16 protein-coding genes are annotated in these 14,631 nt (G+C 74.4%); 11 read left to right on the top strand and 5 right to left on the bottom strand.

What is annotated here, in order from left to right; all coding sequences use genetic code 11:
• Positions 1-64: 64 nt before the first annotated feature.
• Positions 65-811, top strand: coding sequence for a hypothetical protein (locus RM555_RS04995; protein WP_311410658.1), 747 nt, complete (start codon positions 65-67; stop codon positions 809-811).
• 50 nt (positions 812-861) lie between these two features.
• Here the strand turns inward: RM555_RS04995 and RM555_RS04990 are convergent, their stop codons facing one another.
• On the bottom strand, positions 862-2,058 hold the full coding sequence (locus RM555_RS04990; RefSeq protein WP_311410657.1) for an acyl-CoA dehydrogenase family protein: 1,197 nt from the start codon (positions 2,056-2,058) through the stop codon (positions 862-864).
• A 174-nt stretch (positions 2,059-2,232) separates the two neighbouring features.
• Between RM555_RS04990 and RM555_RS04985 the strand changes: the two genes are divergently transcribed.
• Complete coding sequence (locus RM555_RS04985; RefSeq protein WP_311410656.1) at positions 2,233-2,772, top strand: DUF4190 domain-containing protein; 540 nt, start codon at positions 2,233-2,235, stop codon at positions 2,770-2,772.
• Positions 2,773-2,782: 10 nt separating this feature from the next.
• Here the strand turns inward: RM555_RS04985 and RM555_RS04980 are convergent, their stop codons facing one another.
• Positions 2,783-3,688 (bottom strand): SDR family NAD(P)-dependent oxidoreductase, encoded by a 906-nt coding sequence (locus RM555_RS04980; RefSeq protein WP_311410655.1) that lies wholly within the window; start codon positions 3,686-3,688, stop codon positions 2,783-2,785.
• A 121-nt stretch (positions 3,689-3,809) separates the two neighbouring features.
• Between RM555_RS04980 and RM555_RS04975 the strand changes: the two genes are divergently transcribed.
• Positions 3,810-4,325: a DUF4190 domain-containing protein gene (locus tag RM555_RS04975; protein ID WP_311410654.1), complete on the top strand. Its 516-nt coding sequence runs from the start codon at positions 3,810-3,812 to the stop codon at positions 4,323-4,325.
• A gap of 58 nt (positions 4,326-4,383) precedes the next feature.
• On the opposite strand, the gene RM555_RS04970 is transcribed toward RM555_RS04975, so the two are convergent.
• Positions 4,384-5,340 carry an HpcH/HpaI aldolase/citrate lyase family protein gene (locus RM555_RS04970; protein ID WP_311410653.1) on the bottom strand — a complete coding sequence of 319 codons (957 nt, stop codon included), beginning with the start codon at positions 5,338-5,340 and terminating at the stop codon, positions 4,384-4,386.
• A 125-nt stretch (positions 5,341-5,465) separates the two neighbouring features.
• On the opposite strand from RM555_RS04970, the gene RM555_RS04965 reads away from it, so the two are divergent.
• From RM555_RS04965 to RM555_RS04935, 7 genes are all read left to right on the top strand, one after another.
• Complete coding sequence (locus RM555_RS04965; protein ID WP_311410652.1) at positions 5,466-6,290, top strand: SDR family NAD(P)-dependent oxidoreductase; 825 nt, start codon at positions 5,466-5,468, stop codon at positions 6,288-6,290.
• A gap of 40 nt (positions 6,291-6,330) precedes the next feature.
• Positions 6,331-7,113 (top strand): GNAT family N-acetyltransferase, encoded by a 783-nt coding sequence (locus RM555_RS04960; RefSeq protein WP_311410651.1) that lies wholly within the window; start codon positions 6,331-6,333, stop codon positions 7,111-7,113.
• 222 nt (positions 7,114-7,335) lie between these two features.
• On the top strand, positions 7,336-8,430 hold the full coding sequence (locus RM555_RS04955; RefSeq protein WP_311410650.1) for a SagB family peptide dehydrogenase: 1,095 nt from the start codon (positions 7,336-7,338) through the stop codon (positions 8,428-8,430).
• A gap of 8 nt (positions 8,431-8,438) precedes the next feature.
• Positions 8,439-9,446: an alanine racemase gene (locus tag RM555_RS04950; protein ID WP_311410649.1), complete on the top strand. Its 1,008-nt coding sequence runs from the start codon at positions 8,439-8,441 to the stop codon at positions 9,444-9,446.
• Positions 9,443-10,690 carry an MFS transporter gene (locus RM555_RS04945; RefSeq protein WP_311410648.1) on the top strand — a complete coding sequence of 416 codons (1,248 nt, stop codon included), beginning with the start codon at positions 9,443-9,445 and terminating at the stop codon, positions 10,688-10,690. The genes RM555_RS04950 and RM555_RS04945 overlap by 4 nt, the downstream gene beginning before the upstream one ends.
• Positions 10,674-11,417: a class I SAM-dependent DNA methyltransferase gene (locus RM555_RS30945; protein ID WP_396888681.1), complete on the top strand. Its 744-nt coding sequence runs from the start codon at positions 10,674-10,676 to the stop codon at positions 11,415-11,417. Before RM555_RS04945 ends, RM555_RS30945 begins: the two co-directional genes overlap by 17 nt.
• 117 nt (positions 11,418-11,534) lie before the next feature.
• On the top strand, positions 11,535-11,711 hold the full coding sequence (locus RM555_RS04935; RefSeq protein ID WP_311410647.1) for a hypothetical protein: 177 nt from the start codon (positions 11,535-11,537) through the stop codon (positions 11,709-11,711).
• A gap of 533 nt (positions 11,712-12,244) precedes the next feature.
• Here the strand turns inward: RM555_RS04935 and RM555_RS04930 are convergent.
• On the bottom strand, positions 12,245-13,216 hold the full coding sequence (locus RM555_RS04930) for a DMT family transporter (protein ID WP_396888680.1): 972 nt from the start codon (positions 13,214-13,216) through the stop codon (positions 12,245-12,247).
• 97 nt (positions 13,217-13,313) lie between these two features.
• Between RM555_RS04930 and RM555_RS04925 the strand changes: the two genes are divergently transcribed.
• On the top strand, positions 13,314-14,054 hold the full coding sequence (locus tag RM555_RS04925; protein ID WP_311410645.1) for an HAD family hydrolase: 741 nt from the start codon (positions 13,314-13,316) through the stop codon (positions 14,052-14,054).
• 25 nt (positions 14,055-14,079) lie between these two features.
• On the opposite strand, the gene RM555_RS04920 is transcribed toward RM555_RS04925, so the two are convergent.
• Complete coding sequence (locus RM555_RS04920; RefSeq protein ID WP_396888678.1) at positions 14,080-14,607, bottom strand: hypothetical protein; 528 nt, start codon at positions 14,605-14,607, stop codon at positions 14,080-14,082.
• Between the last annotated feature and the right edge of the window lie 24 nt (positions 14,608-14,631).

Here is a 14,631-nt window from a genome sequence, read left to right as displayed (position 1 = left end):
TTGCACGAGTCGGCTGGGCGGTGGGTCAGGCCCGCACGTTGTCGACGGCTCGTACCCTGCGGCCATGCCTGTCCGCCTGTCCGGCCGGCTGCCGAAGCGCGACGACGGGCTCTGGTCCCGCCGGCTGCTGGCCGCGACGGTGGCCGCGATGCTGGCGGTGCCGGTGGCCGCCGCGCTGTTCCGGGTTCCCCGGTTCGATCCCGATGTCTGTGTCTTCTGGCTCTTCGTCGGTGTGACCGCGCTGCTGCGGCGATGGTGTCCGCGGCAGGACGCCCGGCTGGTCTGGCGGGAACGGGTGGCCGGCCTGGACGGCACGGAGCCCGGTCTGGTCGCTCGGCGGTCCCTGGCCGGCTGGATCGACCTTGTCACCGCCCTGGCCTGGGCGACGGCGGTGACGCTGGTGGTGACGATGGCGCTGCCCGCCGACCCGCAGTGGGCCCGGGTCGTACGGCTGGCGCTCCTGGTCGCGGTGGCGGCGGCGGGCGGCGTCGTCGCCTATTCCGGCGTGCGGTTCACCGGCCGGTTGGCGCTGACGGCGAGCGGGATCCGGCACGGCCGCCGGTGGTACGACTGGTCCAACATCGACCGGGTGAGCCTGCACCGGGAGGACGGCCGGCTCTCCGGGGTGCGGCTGCGGCCGAGGGTGTGGCGGTCGCTGGAGCCGGCGCCGGTGGTCGGCGGCCGGGACGTGGCGGTGCCGGAGCAGCGCCTGGCGGCCGCGATCGAGGCGTACCGGGAACGACCGCAGGTGCTGGCGGCGGGGCCGGTCACCGCACCGGAGCCCGCTGCCGGTGCCGACCCGACGTGTTAGGAAGGGCACCTTCCTCTACCTGAGGCGTTAGGAAGGTGCCCTTCCTTACATCAGAGCTTGTACTGCTTGAGGAGGCCGCGGGAGATGATCGTCTTCTGGATCTCCGAGGTGCCCTCGCCGATGAGCAGGAACGGAGCTTCGCGCATCAGGCGCTCGATCTCGTACTCCTTGGAGTAGCCGTAGCCGCCGTGGATGCGGAACGCCTCCTGGACGACCTCGGCGCAGTACTCCGAGGCGAGCAGCTTGGCCATGCCGGCCTCGACGTCGTTGCGCTGGCCGGCGTCCTTGAGCCGGGCGGCGTTGACCATGAGCGCGTGGGCCGCCTCGATCTTTGTGCCCATCTCGGCGAGCTTGAAGGCGACGGCCTGGTGCTTCGCGAGCGGCTGGCCGAAGGTGTGGCGCTGCTGGGCGTACGCGACGGCGAGTTCGAAGGCGCGGATGGAGATGCCGCAGGCGCGGGCGGCCACGTTGACCCGGCCGACCTCGATGCCGTCCATCATCTGGTAGAAGCCGCGGCCGACCTTCTCCGCGCCGCCGAGGACGGCGGACTCGGGGACGGTCACGCCGTCGAGCACCATCTCGGTGGTCTCGACGCCCTTGTAGCCCATCTTGTCGATCTTGCCGGGGATGGTCAGGCCGGGCGCGGTCTCGCCGAAGCCGGGCTCCTTCTCCAGCAGGAAGGTGCTCATGTTGCCGTAGACGGAGTCGGCGCCGGTGTCGGTCTTGACCAGGGTCGCCACCACGGAGGAGTACGCCCCGTTGGTCAGCCACATCTTCTGGCCGTTGATGACGTAACGGTCGCCGTCGCGGACGGCCTTCGACTTGATCGCGGAGACGTCGGAGCCGCACTCCGGCTCCGACATCGAGAAGGCGCCGCGCACCTCGCCGGTCGCCATCTTCGGCAGCAGCCGGGCCTTCTGCTCGGCGGAGCCGTGCTGGGAGATCAGGTACGCGACGATGAAGTGGGTGTTGACGATGCCGGAGATCGACATCCAGCCCCGCGACAGCTCCTCGACCACCAGCGCGTAGGTGAGCAGGGACTCGCCGAGCCCGCCGTACTCCTCGTCGATGGTGAGACCGAAGAGGCCCATCTCGCGCATCCCGTCGAGGATGTCGCTCGGGTACTCGTCGGCGTGCTCCAGCCGCTGCGCGTGCGGGATGATCTCCTTGTCGGCGAACTCCCGGACGGTCTCCAGGATCGACCGCTGCACATCGGTCAGGCCGGGCGTCTGGGCGAGTCGGGCCATCTCAGCCTCCGGGGGTCGGCGCCTTACTCATGGGTAACTGAACGCTCCGTCAGTATTGGCCGCACGGCGGTCGAGGCCAAGGTGACCAGTCCACACAACCGCTGTGAAAAGGTTCACCGCTGCGGGTAGCGTCCGGCAAGAGGGGACGCGATCCGCCACCGGCAGGAGGAGACCGTGAGCCAGCCACCGTCGTCGGGGCCGCCCGATCCGGACCGGTCGCCGTCACCCTGGGAGCCCCCGCCGGGGCACGACCCGTCGAGCTACGAGCCCCCACCGTCGTACGGACCGCCGTCCCACGAGCAGCCGTCCCACGAACCGCCGTCCTACGAGCCGCCGGCCCACCAGCACCCCGCGTACGGGCAGCCCAGCTACGAGCAGCCCGGCGAACCGCCGCACGGGCAGCAGTGGGGGCACCAGCCCCCGTACACCCCGCAGACGCCCTACGGGCAGTACGGCCCGCCGTCCGGTCCCCGGGCCGGCGGGACGAACGTGCTCGCCATCCTCTCGCTGGTCTTCGCGTTCGTCTTCTCCCCGATCGGCATCGTCCTCGGGCACCTGGCCAAGCGGCAGATCCGCACGACGGGCGAGGAGGGCGACCAGCTCGCCACGTGGGGCCTCATCCTCAGCTACGTCATCACCGGGCTCGGCGTGCTGGCCTGCTGCGGCTGGATCGCGCTGATCGCCCTCGCCGGCAACAACGGCCCCAACTACTGAGCCCCGCGGATCAGCGGAACTCGGCCTCACGGACGCTGTTGCCGCCGTCCACCACCAGCATCTGCCCGGTGATGTACGAGGCGGCCGGCGAGCAGAGGAAGACGATCGCCGCGGCCACCTCGTCCGGCGTGCCGGGGCGGCCGACCGGGGTACCGAGGCCCTGCCGGATCTCCGCCACGGTGGAGGCCGCGGTGTGGATGGTGCCCGGTGCGACGGCGTTGACCGTCACCCCGTCGGCGATCATCTCCATCGCCAGCGCCCGGGTCAGCCCGACCACGCCCGCCTTGGCCGCCGCGTAGGCCGCCTCGGTGGGCAGGGCGTTGACCGGCCCGGCGGTGGCCGACAGGTTGACGATCCGGCCCCAGCCCCGCTCAGCCATGCCGCCGATGAAGGCCCGGCTGCACAGGAACGCGGTGGTGAGGTTGCGGTCGATCTCGCCGCGCCACTCGTCGTAGCTGAGCTGGGCGACCGGCCGCAGCACCTCGGGGCTGGCCCGGCTGGCCAGGCCGGCGTTGTTGACCAGCACCTCGACGTCCCCGAGCTGCTCGGCGACCGCGTCGGCGAGCGCGCCCACCTCCGACTCGTCGGTGAGGTCGGCGACGAAGCCGGTCACGCCCAGCTCGCCGGCCCGGTCGTGGATGCGTCGGGTGGTGGAGACGATGGCCACCCGGGCGCCGAGGTCGGCCAGCCGGCGGGCCGTCGCGTACCCGATGCCGTCCGGGCTGCCCGCCCCGGTGACCAGGGCGACCTTCCCGTCGAGGCGCAGGGTCACCGGGTCCGGCAGCGGCGCGGGCTCGTCGATGCCGGCGGTGCCCGGCTGGGCGGCGGCGCGGGTGCGCCGGGCCACGCCGGGGCGGCTCGCGTCCCGTCTCGGTCGGCTGCCGGAGCGGTCCGCGGCTCGCGCGTCAATCACCATGCCAGGATCCTGCCCGCTTCCTCCGGCCCGGGCAACGCGGCACACCCGGTGGTGACACCTCGGGGTCTGGGCAGGCCTGACTACCCTGACGGGCGCACCCCGCACCCTACGGAGCAGACGAATGACATATCCCCCGCCCTCCGGCGGCTGGAACGACCCGGCGTGGTCGGGCCAGCAGTCGAGCCCACCCGCCGACCCCGCCCTCCCGGTGAGCGGTCAACCCGTTCCCACCCAGCCCACCGGCCCCGACCCGTACGCCCCGGACCCGTACGCGGGCGGCGACCCGTACGCCGGGATGAAGCACGGCGCCGGGCAGCCCGGGCCCGCCGCCTACCCGCCGCCCTACCCGAACTACGGCTACGCCCCTTCGTTGAGGACCAACGGCCTCGCCATCGCCGCACTGGTGCTCGCCCTGGTCGGCATCGGCTCCTGCATCACCGCGCCGATCGGCGCGATCCTCGGCCACGTCGCGCAGAAGCAGATCCGGGAGACCGGTGAGGGCGGCGAGGGCATGGCGAAGGCCGGCATCATCGTCGGCTGGATCGTCACCGGCCTCTACCTGCTGGTGGTCCTCTTCTACGTGGCGATCATCGTCTTCGCGATCTCCCAGGCCGACACCGGCGGCACCAACTACTGACGCGACGGTGCCGCCCCGGCGCGGACCGGGGCGGCACGGATGTCGGGAGGGGCGGGGACTACTCCGCCGGCGGGGTGAAGGACGAGGTACGGGTCATGCCCGCGGCCCGGCCCTTCGCCGCCACCACGAGGGCCATCTTGCGGGACGCCTCGTCGATCATCTCGTCGCCGAGCATCACCGCGCCCAGCCGGCCGCCCGCCTCCGACGTGTAGTGCTCGTACGCGTCGAGGATCAGCTCGGCGTGGTCGTAGTCGGCCTGGGCCGGCGAGTAGACCTCGTTCGCGGCGTCGATCTGGCCCGGGTGCAGCACCCACTTGCCGTCGAAGCCGAGCGCCGCCGAGCGCTTGGCCACCTCGCGGAACGCGTCCACGTCGCGGATCTGCAGGAACGGGCCGTCGATGGCCTGCTTGTCGTGCATCCGGGCCGCCATCAGGATGCGCATGAGGATGTAGTGGTAGGGGTCGCCCGGGTAGTCCGGGATGAGCGCGCCGACCACCAGCGACTTCATGTTGATCGAGGCCATGAAGTCGGCCGGACCGAAGATGATGGTCTCGACCCGGGGCGAGGCGGCCGCGATGGCGTCGATGTTGACCAGGCCGGCGGCGTTCTCGATCTGCGCCTCGATGCCGATCCGGCCGACCTCCAGGCCGAGCGTCCTCTCCAGCTGGGTCAGGGTCATGTCGAGCCACTGCACCTGGGCCGCGTTCTGCACCTTGGGCAGCATGACGCAGTCGAGGTTGGCGCCGGCCCCCTCCACCACGTCGATGACGTCCCGGTAGGTCCACGGCGTGGTCAGGTCGTTGACCCGGACGACGCGGGTCTTGCCCGACCAGTCGCCCTCGTTCAGCGCCGCGACGATGTTCTTGCGGGCGTCGGGCTTGGCGAGCGGGGCGACCGCGTCCTCCAGGTCGAGGAAGACCTGGTCGGCGGGGAGCCCCTGGGCCTTGCCGAGCATCTTGACGCTGGAGCCGGGTACCGCGAGGCAGGACCGGCGGGGGCGACCGACTGCGGCCATGGATGCGCTCCTTCCAGCGTGCGCGGGCACGCCGACGTCACCTGACGAAATGCGAGGGCTTAACGATCCCAAAGGTCTTTGTGACGCCACGGTAACCTCGTGCCGTGACCGGGGTGAATGGACCTGTGGAAGATCTCACTGGGCGTCGGATCGTGGTGGTGACCGGGGCCAGTTCGGGCATCGGGCTGGCGGCCGCCGTCGACCTGGCGCGCCGCGGTGACCAGGTGGTACTGGTCGGCCGCGACCCGGCCCGGCTCCAGGCCGCGGCGGAACAGGTGCGGGAGGCGTCCGGCGAGCGACCGGAGCTGTTCCGGGCCGACTTCGCGGTGCTGGACGACGTCCGCCGGCTGGCCGGCAAGCTGCGCGAGGCGTACGACCGGATCGACGTGCTCGCCAACAACGCCGGGGCGATCGCGCTCCAGCCGCTCACCACGGTCGACGGCTTCGAGCTGTCGATCCAGGCCAACCACCTGGCCCCGTTCCTGCTCAGCAACCTGCTGCGCGACCGGATCGGCCGGATGGTGGTGACCGCCTCCGGCGCGCACCGCAGCGGCGTGCTCGACCCGGCCGACCTGAACGCCGCGCTGCGCCGCTACCGACCCATGCAGGCGTACGGCACCAGCAAGCAGGCGAACATCCTCTTCACGGCCGAGGCGGCCCGGCGCTGGCCGGAGATCCCCGCGTACTCCTTCCATCCGGGGGTGGTGCGCAGCCGGTTCGGCAACGACAACCGGCTGGTCGCCCTGGGCATGCGGATCCTGCCGCTGCGCAGCCCGGAGAAGGGCGCGGAGACGCTGGTCTGGCTGGCCAACCAGGACCCGGAGCGGCTGGTGACGGGCGGCTACCACGTCGACCGGCGGCTGCGCCGGCCGCTGCCCAGGGCGACCGACCCGCAGCTCGCCGCCCGGCTCTGGACGGCCAGCGCCGAGGCGGTCGGCGTCGCCGGATAACGGTGTCGCCGGCGACCGGGGCGCTGCCATACTCCGCCCCATGACGACGGGGAGCGACACCGACGGGCACGGAAACGCGGGCGGGCACGGGGACACGGACGGGCACGGGGACGCGGGCGGCGGCGTCCTGCGGGTGCTGCGCGAGGACAAGGAACTCCAGGCACGGCTCGACGCGGAGCTGACCGCCTTCAACAACCGGGCGACCGGCGCGGACGACGAGGCCGGCCTCTGCGTCCGGGTCGACGACGCCGGCGGCGAGCTGGTGGCCGGGCTGACCGGATGGACCTGGGGCGGCTGCGCCGGGATCAACATGGTCTGGGTACGCGAGGACCGGCGCGGCGAGGGCTGGGGCGCCCGGCTGCTGCGGGCCGCCGAGGAGGAGGCCCGCCGGCGCGATTGCACGGAGATCTCGGTCTCCTCGCTCTCGTTCCAGGCGCCGGGCTTCTACCGCCGCAACGGCTACCTCGACACCGGGCAGCGCGAGGGCATCCCCAACGGCCACGTCGACCACCACTTCGTCAAGTCGCTCGTCACCGACCCGGCCGGCGCCGTGCGCCTGGTGGCGCTGGTGGAGCTGGCCCCCGACGCGGTGCAGGCCGGCCAGCGGTACGAGGACGGGGTGCTGGGCCTCCTCGGGCGCCACGGCGGGCGGCTGGAGCGCCGGCAGCGCACCGCCGACGGGCGTACGGAGGTGCACCTGATCCGGTTCGACAGCCGCGCCGGCTACGACGGTTTCCTGGCCGATCCGGAGCGGGCGGCGTTGCGCGGTGAGCTGGGCGGGGCCGCCCCGACCACCCGGGTGCTGGAGGTCCAGGAGGTCTGAATCGGCGCGGGAGCGGGCCGACCCGTTCCGCGCCAGCGGGTGTGTTCACTGTGGACGGTCTGCTACGGTGCATCGCAGTGATCAACGCCGATTAGTGAGGGGAGCTCCCGCATGACCGAGCAGATCGAGGCCTTCGAGCCGGTGGCGTCCGACGACTACGACCAGGAACTGACCTGCCTGGAGCCTCCGGTCGAGGTCTGACCGGTCGAAGCCTGAGTAGTCATGCGTGTCCGTGTGTCGCGGCTGGTCGTCTTCCTATGGCGTGACGGCCAACTGGTCTGCGACGACCCGCTGAGGCACCGGCAGTTCGCGTTGACTGTGGAGGCGGAGAGGCTGCTGCGCGACTACGCCGACTGGGCCGAGCCCGAAGGCCGACTCGCGCAGCAGCTCCTCGACGCCCACGTGCTCGTCGCCGAGGGTTCGCCGGAGCACGCCCGGGAGGAACGCCTCGGCGCGTGGCGCGACCTGGGACCGGCAGCCACCTACTACCACCTGGCCAGCCGTACGCTCGGCAGCGACGTCTTCCGCTCGGCGGCGCAGGACGCGGCGGTGCTGCGCGCCAAGTCCGGCCAGCCGGATCCGGTCAGGGAGCACGACGGGCCACGCGTCGCCCTGCCCCCCGCCGACCCGCCCGCCGTCGATTTCACCACGGTCCTTGCGGCCCGGCGCTCGACCCGATGGTTCGACCCGGACCGCCCGGTGCCGCTGCCCGCGTTCGCCGCCCTGCTGCGCTGGACGGCCGGGGTGCGCCGCGAGGTGGACGTCTCCGGGGTCGGGACGGCGCTGCTCAAGACCGTTCCCTCCGGCGGGGCCCGCCACCCGGTCGAGGTCTACCCGGTGGTCCGCGACGTGGCGGGGCTGGAACCCGGGGTCTACCACTACGCGGTGCGCCGCCACGAGCTGGTGCGCCTCGGGCCCGCCCCCGGCGAGGACCGGCTGCGCGAGTGGTGCGGCGGGCAGCCGCACGCCGCCCAGGCCGGCTTCCTGCTGATGTACGCGGCGGTGCTCGACCGGACCGTGTGGAAGTACCCGGCCGCCCGCGCGTACCGCGCGCTCCTGCTCGACGTCGGTCACCTGAGCCAGACCGTGTACCTCACCGCGACGGCGCTCGGGCTCGGGACGTTCTTCACCGCCGCCACCCGCGACGCGCCCGTCGAGGACGCCCTCGGGCTGTCCTGGCCGGACGAGGCCTTCCTCGGCGTCTCCGGCGTCGGCGTGCCGCATCCCGTCGAGCGGGACCGCCAGGCGGCGATGCTCGCCGGCGGCGACGCGGCGTTCTCCTTCCCGCCGGACGCCTGGCACGGGCGCGGCGAATGACGCCGCGGGTGACCGTCGACCTGGCCCGGCTGGACGCGAACGTCGCGCGGTACGGCCGGCAGGTGGCCGAGGCCGGCGTCGCCCTGCGCGCGCACGTCAAGGGGCACCGGAGTCCCGAGATCGCCGCCCGGCAGGTGGCCGCGGGCGCGGTGGGCGTCGCGGTGCACTCGGCGGCCGAGGCCGAGGCCTACGTGGCGGTGGGCGTGACGGACGTGGCGGTGGCGTGGCCCTGGCGTGACGCGTGGCGGTGGACCAGGTTCGCCCAGCTCGCGCGGCACTGCGCGGTGACGGTGCACGTGGACCACCCCGACGCGGTGGCCGGGCTCGGCGCGGCGGCCGAGGCCCACGACGTCGAACTCGGCGTACGCGTCGAGGTCGACACCGGTCTGCACCGCGTCGGTGTCGACCCCGACGCCGCCGTGGGGCTGGCCGCCACGATCGCGCGGACCGGCGGGCTGCGGATGGCGGGCGTCACCGGCTACGTGGGGATCACCGACCCCGCCGCCGCGCGCGACAGGGTCGAGCTGGGCCGCCGCCAGGCGCGCCTGCTGGTGTCGGTCGCCGAGCGGATCCGCGCGGCCGGGTCGCCCTGCCCGGCCGTCAGCGTCGGGGGCACCCCGACCCTCGCCGGCGTGCTGGACGTCGCCGGCGTGACCGAGGTCTGCGCCGGGGCGTACGCGCTGCTCGACGGCGGGTTCGCCCGGCTGGGCGAGTGCGACCCCGGGGCGGTCGCGATATCCGTCACCACGACCGTCACCGGCACCGACGGGCGGGTGCTGCGCACCGACGCCGACGAGCTGCTGGCGGGCGCCGACCAGACCTGGATGAGCGGTGTCGTGCTGACCGCACCCGACGGCGGGCCGGTCGACGCGGGGTCGGTGGCGGTGGGCGACGAACTGCGGGTGCTGCCCGGGCACGTGTGCCCCGTGGTGGCCCGCCGGCCGCTGCTGCACGTGCTCGACGCCGGCGAGCCGGTGGCGCGGTGGCAGGCGATCGTCCGCCCGGACCGGGCATGACCGACACCATCGCGTCCGTGGACCGCCCGACGGACCCGCTGCGCGAGCGCCGGTTCGTCCTGTTCGCCACGGCCAGGACGATCTCCGTCTTCGGCAACGCGATGGGCCCGCTCGCACTGACCTTCGCCGTGCTCGACCTGCCCGGTGGATCGCCCACGGCGCTGTCGCTCGTGCTCGCCGCGATCTCGGTGCCCCGGATCGCGCTGATGCTGCTCGGCGGCGTCATCGGCGACCGGCTGCCGCGCCACCGCGTACTCGTGGCGGCGGAACTGATGTGCGGTACGGCGTACGGCGCGATGACCGTCCTCGTGCTGAGCGGGCGGGCCGGCGTCGCCGCCCTCGCCGGCTGCGCGGCCGTCGCCGGCACCGCCTCCGCGCTGCTGCTGCCCTCGCTCAACGGGCTGACCGCCGAACTCGTCTCGCCGCAGGCGCGCCAGCGCGGCAACGCCCTGCTGCGGCTCGGCACGAACACCGCCACGGTGGCGGGCTTCACGGCGGGCGGGGCGCTGATCACCTGGCTCGGGCCGGGCTGGGCGCTGGCCCTCGACGCCGCGACGTTCGCCGTCGCCGCCTTACTCCTCGCGCGGCTGCGCCTCGCCGCGACGACCCGGCCGGCAAGGCGGAACCTGCCGGCCGAGCTGCGCGACGGCTGGCGCGAGTTCGTCCGGCAACGATGGCTGTGGCAGATCGTGCTCGCCGCCGCGGTGATCAACGCCGCCGTCGGGGTGACCTTCGGGCTCGCGGGGCCGCTGCTCGCCAGGGCGCACCTGGGCGGTGCGGGCGCCTGGTCCGGCGTCCTGGCCGGGTACGCGGTCGGCATGTTCGCCGGCGTGCTGGTGGCGATGCGGATCAGGACGACCCGGCCCCTGCGCACGGCCGTCCTCGCCGTGTCGCTGCTGGGGCTGCCGGCGCTGCTGCTCGGATCCGGTGCCGCGCTGCCGTTCGTGATCCTCGCCGCCGTGCTGGCCGGGGTCGCCTTCGACGTCTTCGGGGTGCTGTGGGAGACGACCGTCCAGTCCGAGGTGCCGACGGAGGCGATGTCCCGCGTGAGCGCGTACGAGTGGCTGGGGGCGGTGGGGCTGGGCCCGCCCGTCATGATCGCCGCCGGTCTCGTCGTGCCCGCGATCGGCGTGCGGACGGCCCTGCTCGCCCTGGCCACGGTGATCTTCGTCGCCGCGCTCGTCCCGTTGGCCAGTTCCACCGTCCGGCACTACGAAAGGCAACCCGATGGCCGAATACGTTGACGCCTTCGTCACGGCGTATGACCGCTTCTGGGCGCCGTACCCCGAGCGGATGGGCGAGGCGTGGCTGCGGCTGCACGCGCACGTCGCACCCGGGTCGGAGCTGAGCCTGCTGGATGTCGGCTGCGGCACCGGCATCGTGGCCGCCCGGTTCGCCGCCGCCGGCTACCGGGTCGTCGGGGTCGACGTCTCCGCGGCGATGATCGCCCGCGCCCGGGACCGGCTGGCCGGCACCGACGCGGTGCTCATCGCCGCGGACGCCGCGGACTTCGAGGTGCCGCGCCCCTGCGCGTTCGCGGTCTCCACGTACGACGTCCTCAACCACGTCGGCGACATCGACCGGGTCCGGGCCTACCTGCGCTGCGTGCACCGGGCGGTCGCGCCGGACGGCTGGTTCGGCTTCGACATGTCGACGATGAAGGGACTCCTCGCCGACGTCCCCCCGGTCGCCCGGCAGGACGGCACGGTCTCGGTCGAGGTGGCCCGGGGCCCGCTCGACGGCGACCGCCGCCCGCTGCACGTCACCGGGGAGCTACGCACCGACGACGGCCGCACGACCCCCTTCACCACGACGATCACCAACACCGCCCACCCCGTGGCCGACGTGCTCTCCGCCCTGGCGGACGCCGGCTGGACGACGAGCCACGTCGCCGCCATCGACGACCTGCTCACCCCGGTACCCGACCCGGAGGCGCGGCCCCGGGTCGCCGTGCTCGCCCGACGCGACTGACGACCCGCGCCGCAGCCGTCCCTCGGGCCGCTACCCGCCCGGGTGCACCGGGAGGCTGGTGACCACCACCCCCGGCAGCCGGCGCAACGCCGTACGCAGCCGCTGCTCGGTGCGGCTGTGCCGACCGCGATCATGAGCAGCGCCAGCCCGGCGGCCAGCGGCAGGGACAGCCCGAGCGCCCCGCTGCCGGCGAGCAGCAGCACGGCGAGCATCGCCTCCGGCCCGTACGCCACCGAGCTGAGCAGGTCGGAGGAGAGCACCGGCAGGGCCACCAGCTTGCGCATCCGCTCGTAGACCACGGCGGCGCTGCTCAGCGGCGGCCCGAACAGCCCTCGCCGCAGCCGCGTGGTCGTCCGGCCGAGCCGGCTGCCGGGCAGGTTGGCCGGCGCGGTGGCGACCAGTTCGTCCGGCTCCCTGACCCGGAACATCGCGATCGGGGCGAGGCGGCCGAACCGCGTCGGGGCCGGCCGGTCCGGGTGCCGGCGCAGCGTCGGGTCCACCGGCAGCGTGTCCGCGCCGGGCGGTCGGCCCCGCCGGGCGGTCCGCCACCGGTCACCGATCCGGCGCAGGGCCCGCAGCTCGTCCGGGTCGAGCGGCGGGAACTCGGCCGACGGCGTGACGGCCGTGCCGCCCTCGTCGCCGTCCCGCTCCCCCATCCGCCTTCCCGCCCGCCGCGTGCCCTCCCCCGCACTCTCACGGACGCCGCCGGATCCGGCAGGCGGAACGGCCGTTCCCGCGCCAAAGGAGTGGCCGTGTGGCCGTCCGGCGGCAGGGTGGACGGCCGCGGGCCGGGTGGCCGTCCGGCGGCAGGAGGCCATCCCAGCGCGTCAGCCGGGCGGTGGGCCGGCGTCGGCGGGGACGGCGGTGGCGACCGGGCGGACGCGGCGGGCCGAGCGGGCGCCGCCGAGCACCACCACGGCGACGCCGGCCAGCAGCAGCCCCAGCCCGGCCAGGGCGGTCACCCCGGGCAGCTGCCCCAGCCAGGCCCAGCCGATCAGGGCCGCGCCCGGGGCCTCCAGCAGGGCCAGCACGCTGACCGTGGTCGCCGAGACCTTCTTCAGGGCGTAGTTGAACATCGAGTGCCCGAGCAGCTGGGCCCCGGCCACCAGGGCCAGCACGACGAGCCAGGTGCCGGTGTCGAAGCCGGTCAGCGGCACCCGGCCGACCAGGCAGACCACGAGCAGGACCAGGGCGCAGACCCCGTAGCAGACGGTGGTGTAGGTGGTCGTGCTGATCGTCGTACGGGCCCGCTCGCCGAGCGCGGTGTAGACCGCCGCGAACAGGCCGCCGGCCACCGCGAGCAGGTCGCCGGCCACGGCCCGGCCGGAGACGGCGAAGTCCGCCCCGGTCGCCACCACCGCCCCCGCGACCGCCACCCCGATGCCGACCCAGACGGCGCCCGGCAGCCGGCGGCCCTGGGCGCGGGCGATCAGCCCCTGCCAGACCGGCTGGGTGGCGCAGAGCGCGGTCGCCGCCGCGACCGAGGTGAGCTTGGTGCTGGGCATCCAGGTGGCGAAGTGCGCGGCGAGCGCGACCCCCGACAGCACGCAGTAGACACCCTCGCGCCGGCCGGCGCCGACGGTCAGCGACCGGAACTCGGCGCGTCGCCGGGCCGCCGAGAACGGGCCGAGCACGGCGACCGAGAGCAGGTTGCGCCAGAACGCGACGGCCAGCGCCGGCGCCGCCGCGACGGCCACCAGCGGCGCGGACGACGAGACGGCGACGACGGCCAGGACGAGCGCCCCGGTGGTCGCCGGGTGGAACGACGGGCGGTGCGCTGCGGGGGACACGGGGAGCAATCCTCACACGCCACGGGCCACCACGGAACGTCAGCACTCCGTTACGATCATGCCTGTCCGCGCCGGCGATTCCCCTACCGCCCGGAGGCGTTCCCCCATGCCCACCTACCAGGCGGTCCTGTTCGACTTCTTCGGCACGCTGACCCGTTCCGTCCAGCGGGGCGAGGCCCACCGGTCGACCGCCGAGCTGCTGGGCTGCGCCCCGCGCACGCTCGTCGACGTGCTCGACCGCACCTACTACGAGCGGGCCTGCGGGCGGCTCGGCAACGCCGAGGCGACCCTGCGCTGGGTCTGCGAGCAGGCCGGGGTGCACCCCTCCGACGACGTCGTCCGCTCGGCGGTCGCCTCCCGCCACCGGGCCATCCGCGCCGACACCCGGCTGCGCGACGAGGCGGTGCCCACGCTCGCCGCGCTGCGGGGGCTCGGCCTGCGTACGGGAGTGATCAGCGACTGCACGCACGAGCTGCCGGCGTTCCTGCCGCAACTGCCGATCGCCCCGCTGCTCGACGTGCGGGTCTTCTCCGTGCAGGTGGGGCGCTGCAAGCCGGACCTGGCGCTCTACCAGGCGGCGTGCCGGCGGCTCGACCTGGCGCCGGTGGACTGCCTCTACGTCGGCGACGGCGGCAGCCAGGAGCTGACCGGGGCGGAGCGGGCCGGGATGACAGCCGTGCGGCTGGTTGCGCCGGACCTGGCCGGCCACATGGTGTTCAACGCCGACGAGGCCTGGACCGGGCCGGTGCTGCGCTCGCTCGACGAGGTGGTCGACCTCGTCGGCGGGGTGCCGGGGCGGGCGGGCCTGCCCGTGCCGGCGGTGCCGGTGGGTTGCGTCCCCGCGTGAAGCCCGGGATCCCGGGCCGGGCGCCTCAGCGGCGGCGGACCCGGTGCAGGCGGAACGGCTTGCGGGTCGCCCGGACCGCCGGCGTCTCGCGGGGCACCTCGGCCAGCGAGTCCGCGGGCAGCCCGGCGCCGGCGAGCGGCTCGCCGGCCGGCTCCAGCCGGTTCACCGCGCAGCCGTCGGCCGCCCAGCGTTCCACCAGCTCCGCCGTCGGACCGGGCGCGTTGAGCCGCTTCGCGGCCACCAGCGGCGCGGTCGTCTCCCAGTGCTCGGTGCCGGGCGCCAGGCGGCTCACCCGCGCCGGCCAGGTGACGATCCGGCCGCCGTGGTCACCGCGCAGGGTGACCTGCGCCTCGGTCGCGTCGGCCAGACCCGGGGCGGGCTGCTCCCCGGGGCCGCTGACCACGAAGAGCGCCCCCTCCAGGGGCAGGCACCACAGCGCGAGCGCCGGCCCGCCGGGCACGCTCACCCAGGCCACGGCGGCCTTCTTCATCGCCTCGTCGACCAGCGGCGTGCTGGTCCGCTCCGCGTCGGTCACCCTCGCATCCTCCCGCATCCGTCCCCGTCCCGTCAGTGCCGC

The organism is Micromonospora reichwaldensis, assembly GCF_031845925.1.
GTDB classification, from domain to species: domain Bacteria; phylum Actinomycetota; class Actinomycetes; order Mycobacteriales; family Micromonosporaceae; genus Micromonospora; species Micromonospora reichwaldensis.
Note: the sequence above shows the minus strand (reverse complement) of the source record. Positions and strands in the feature narration are given on the sequence as shown.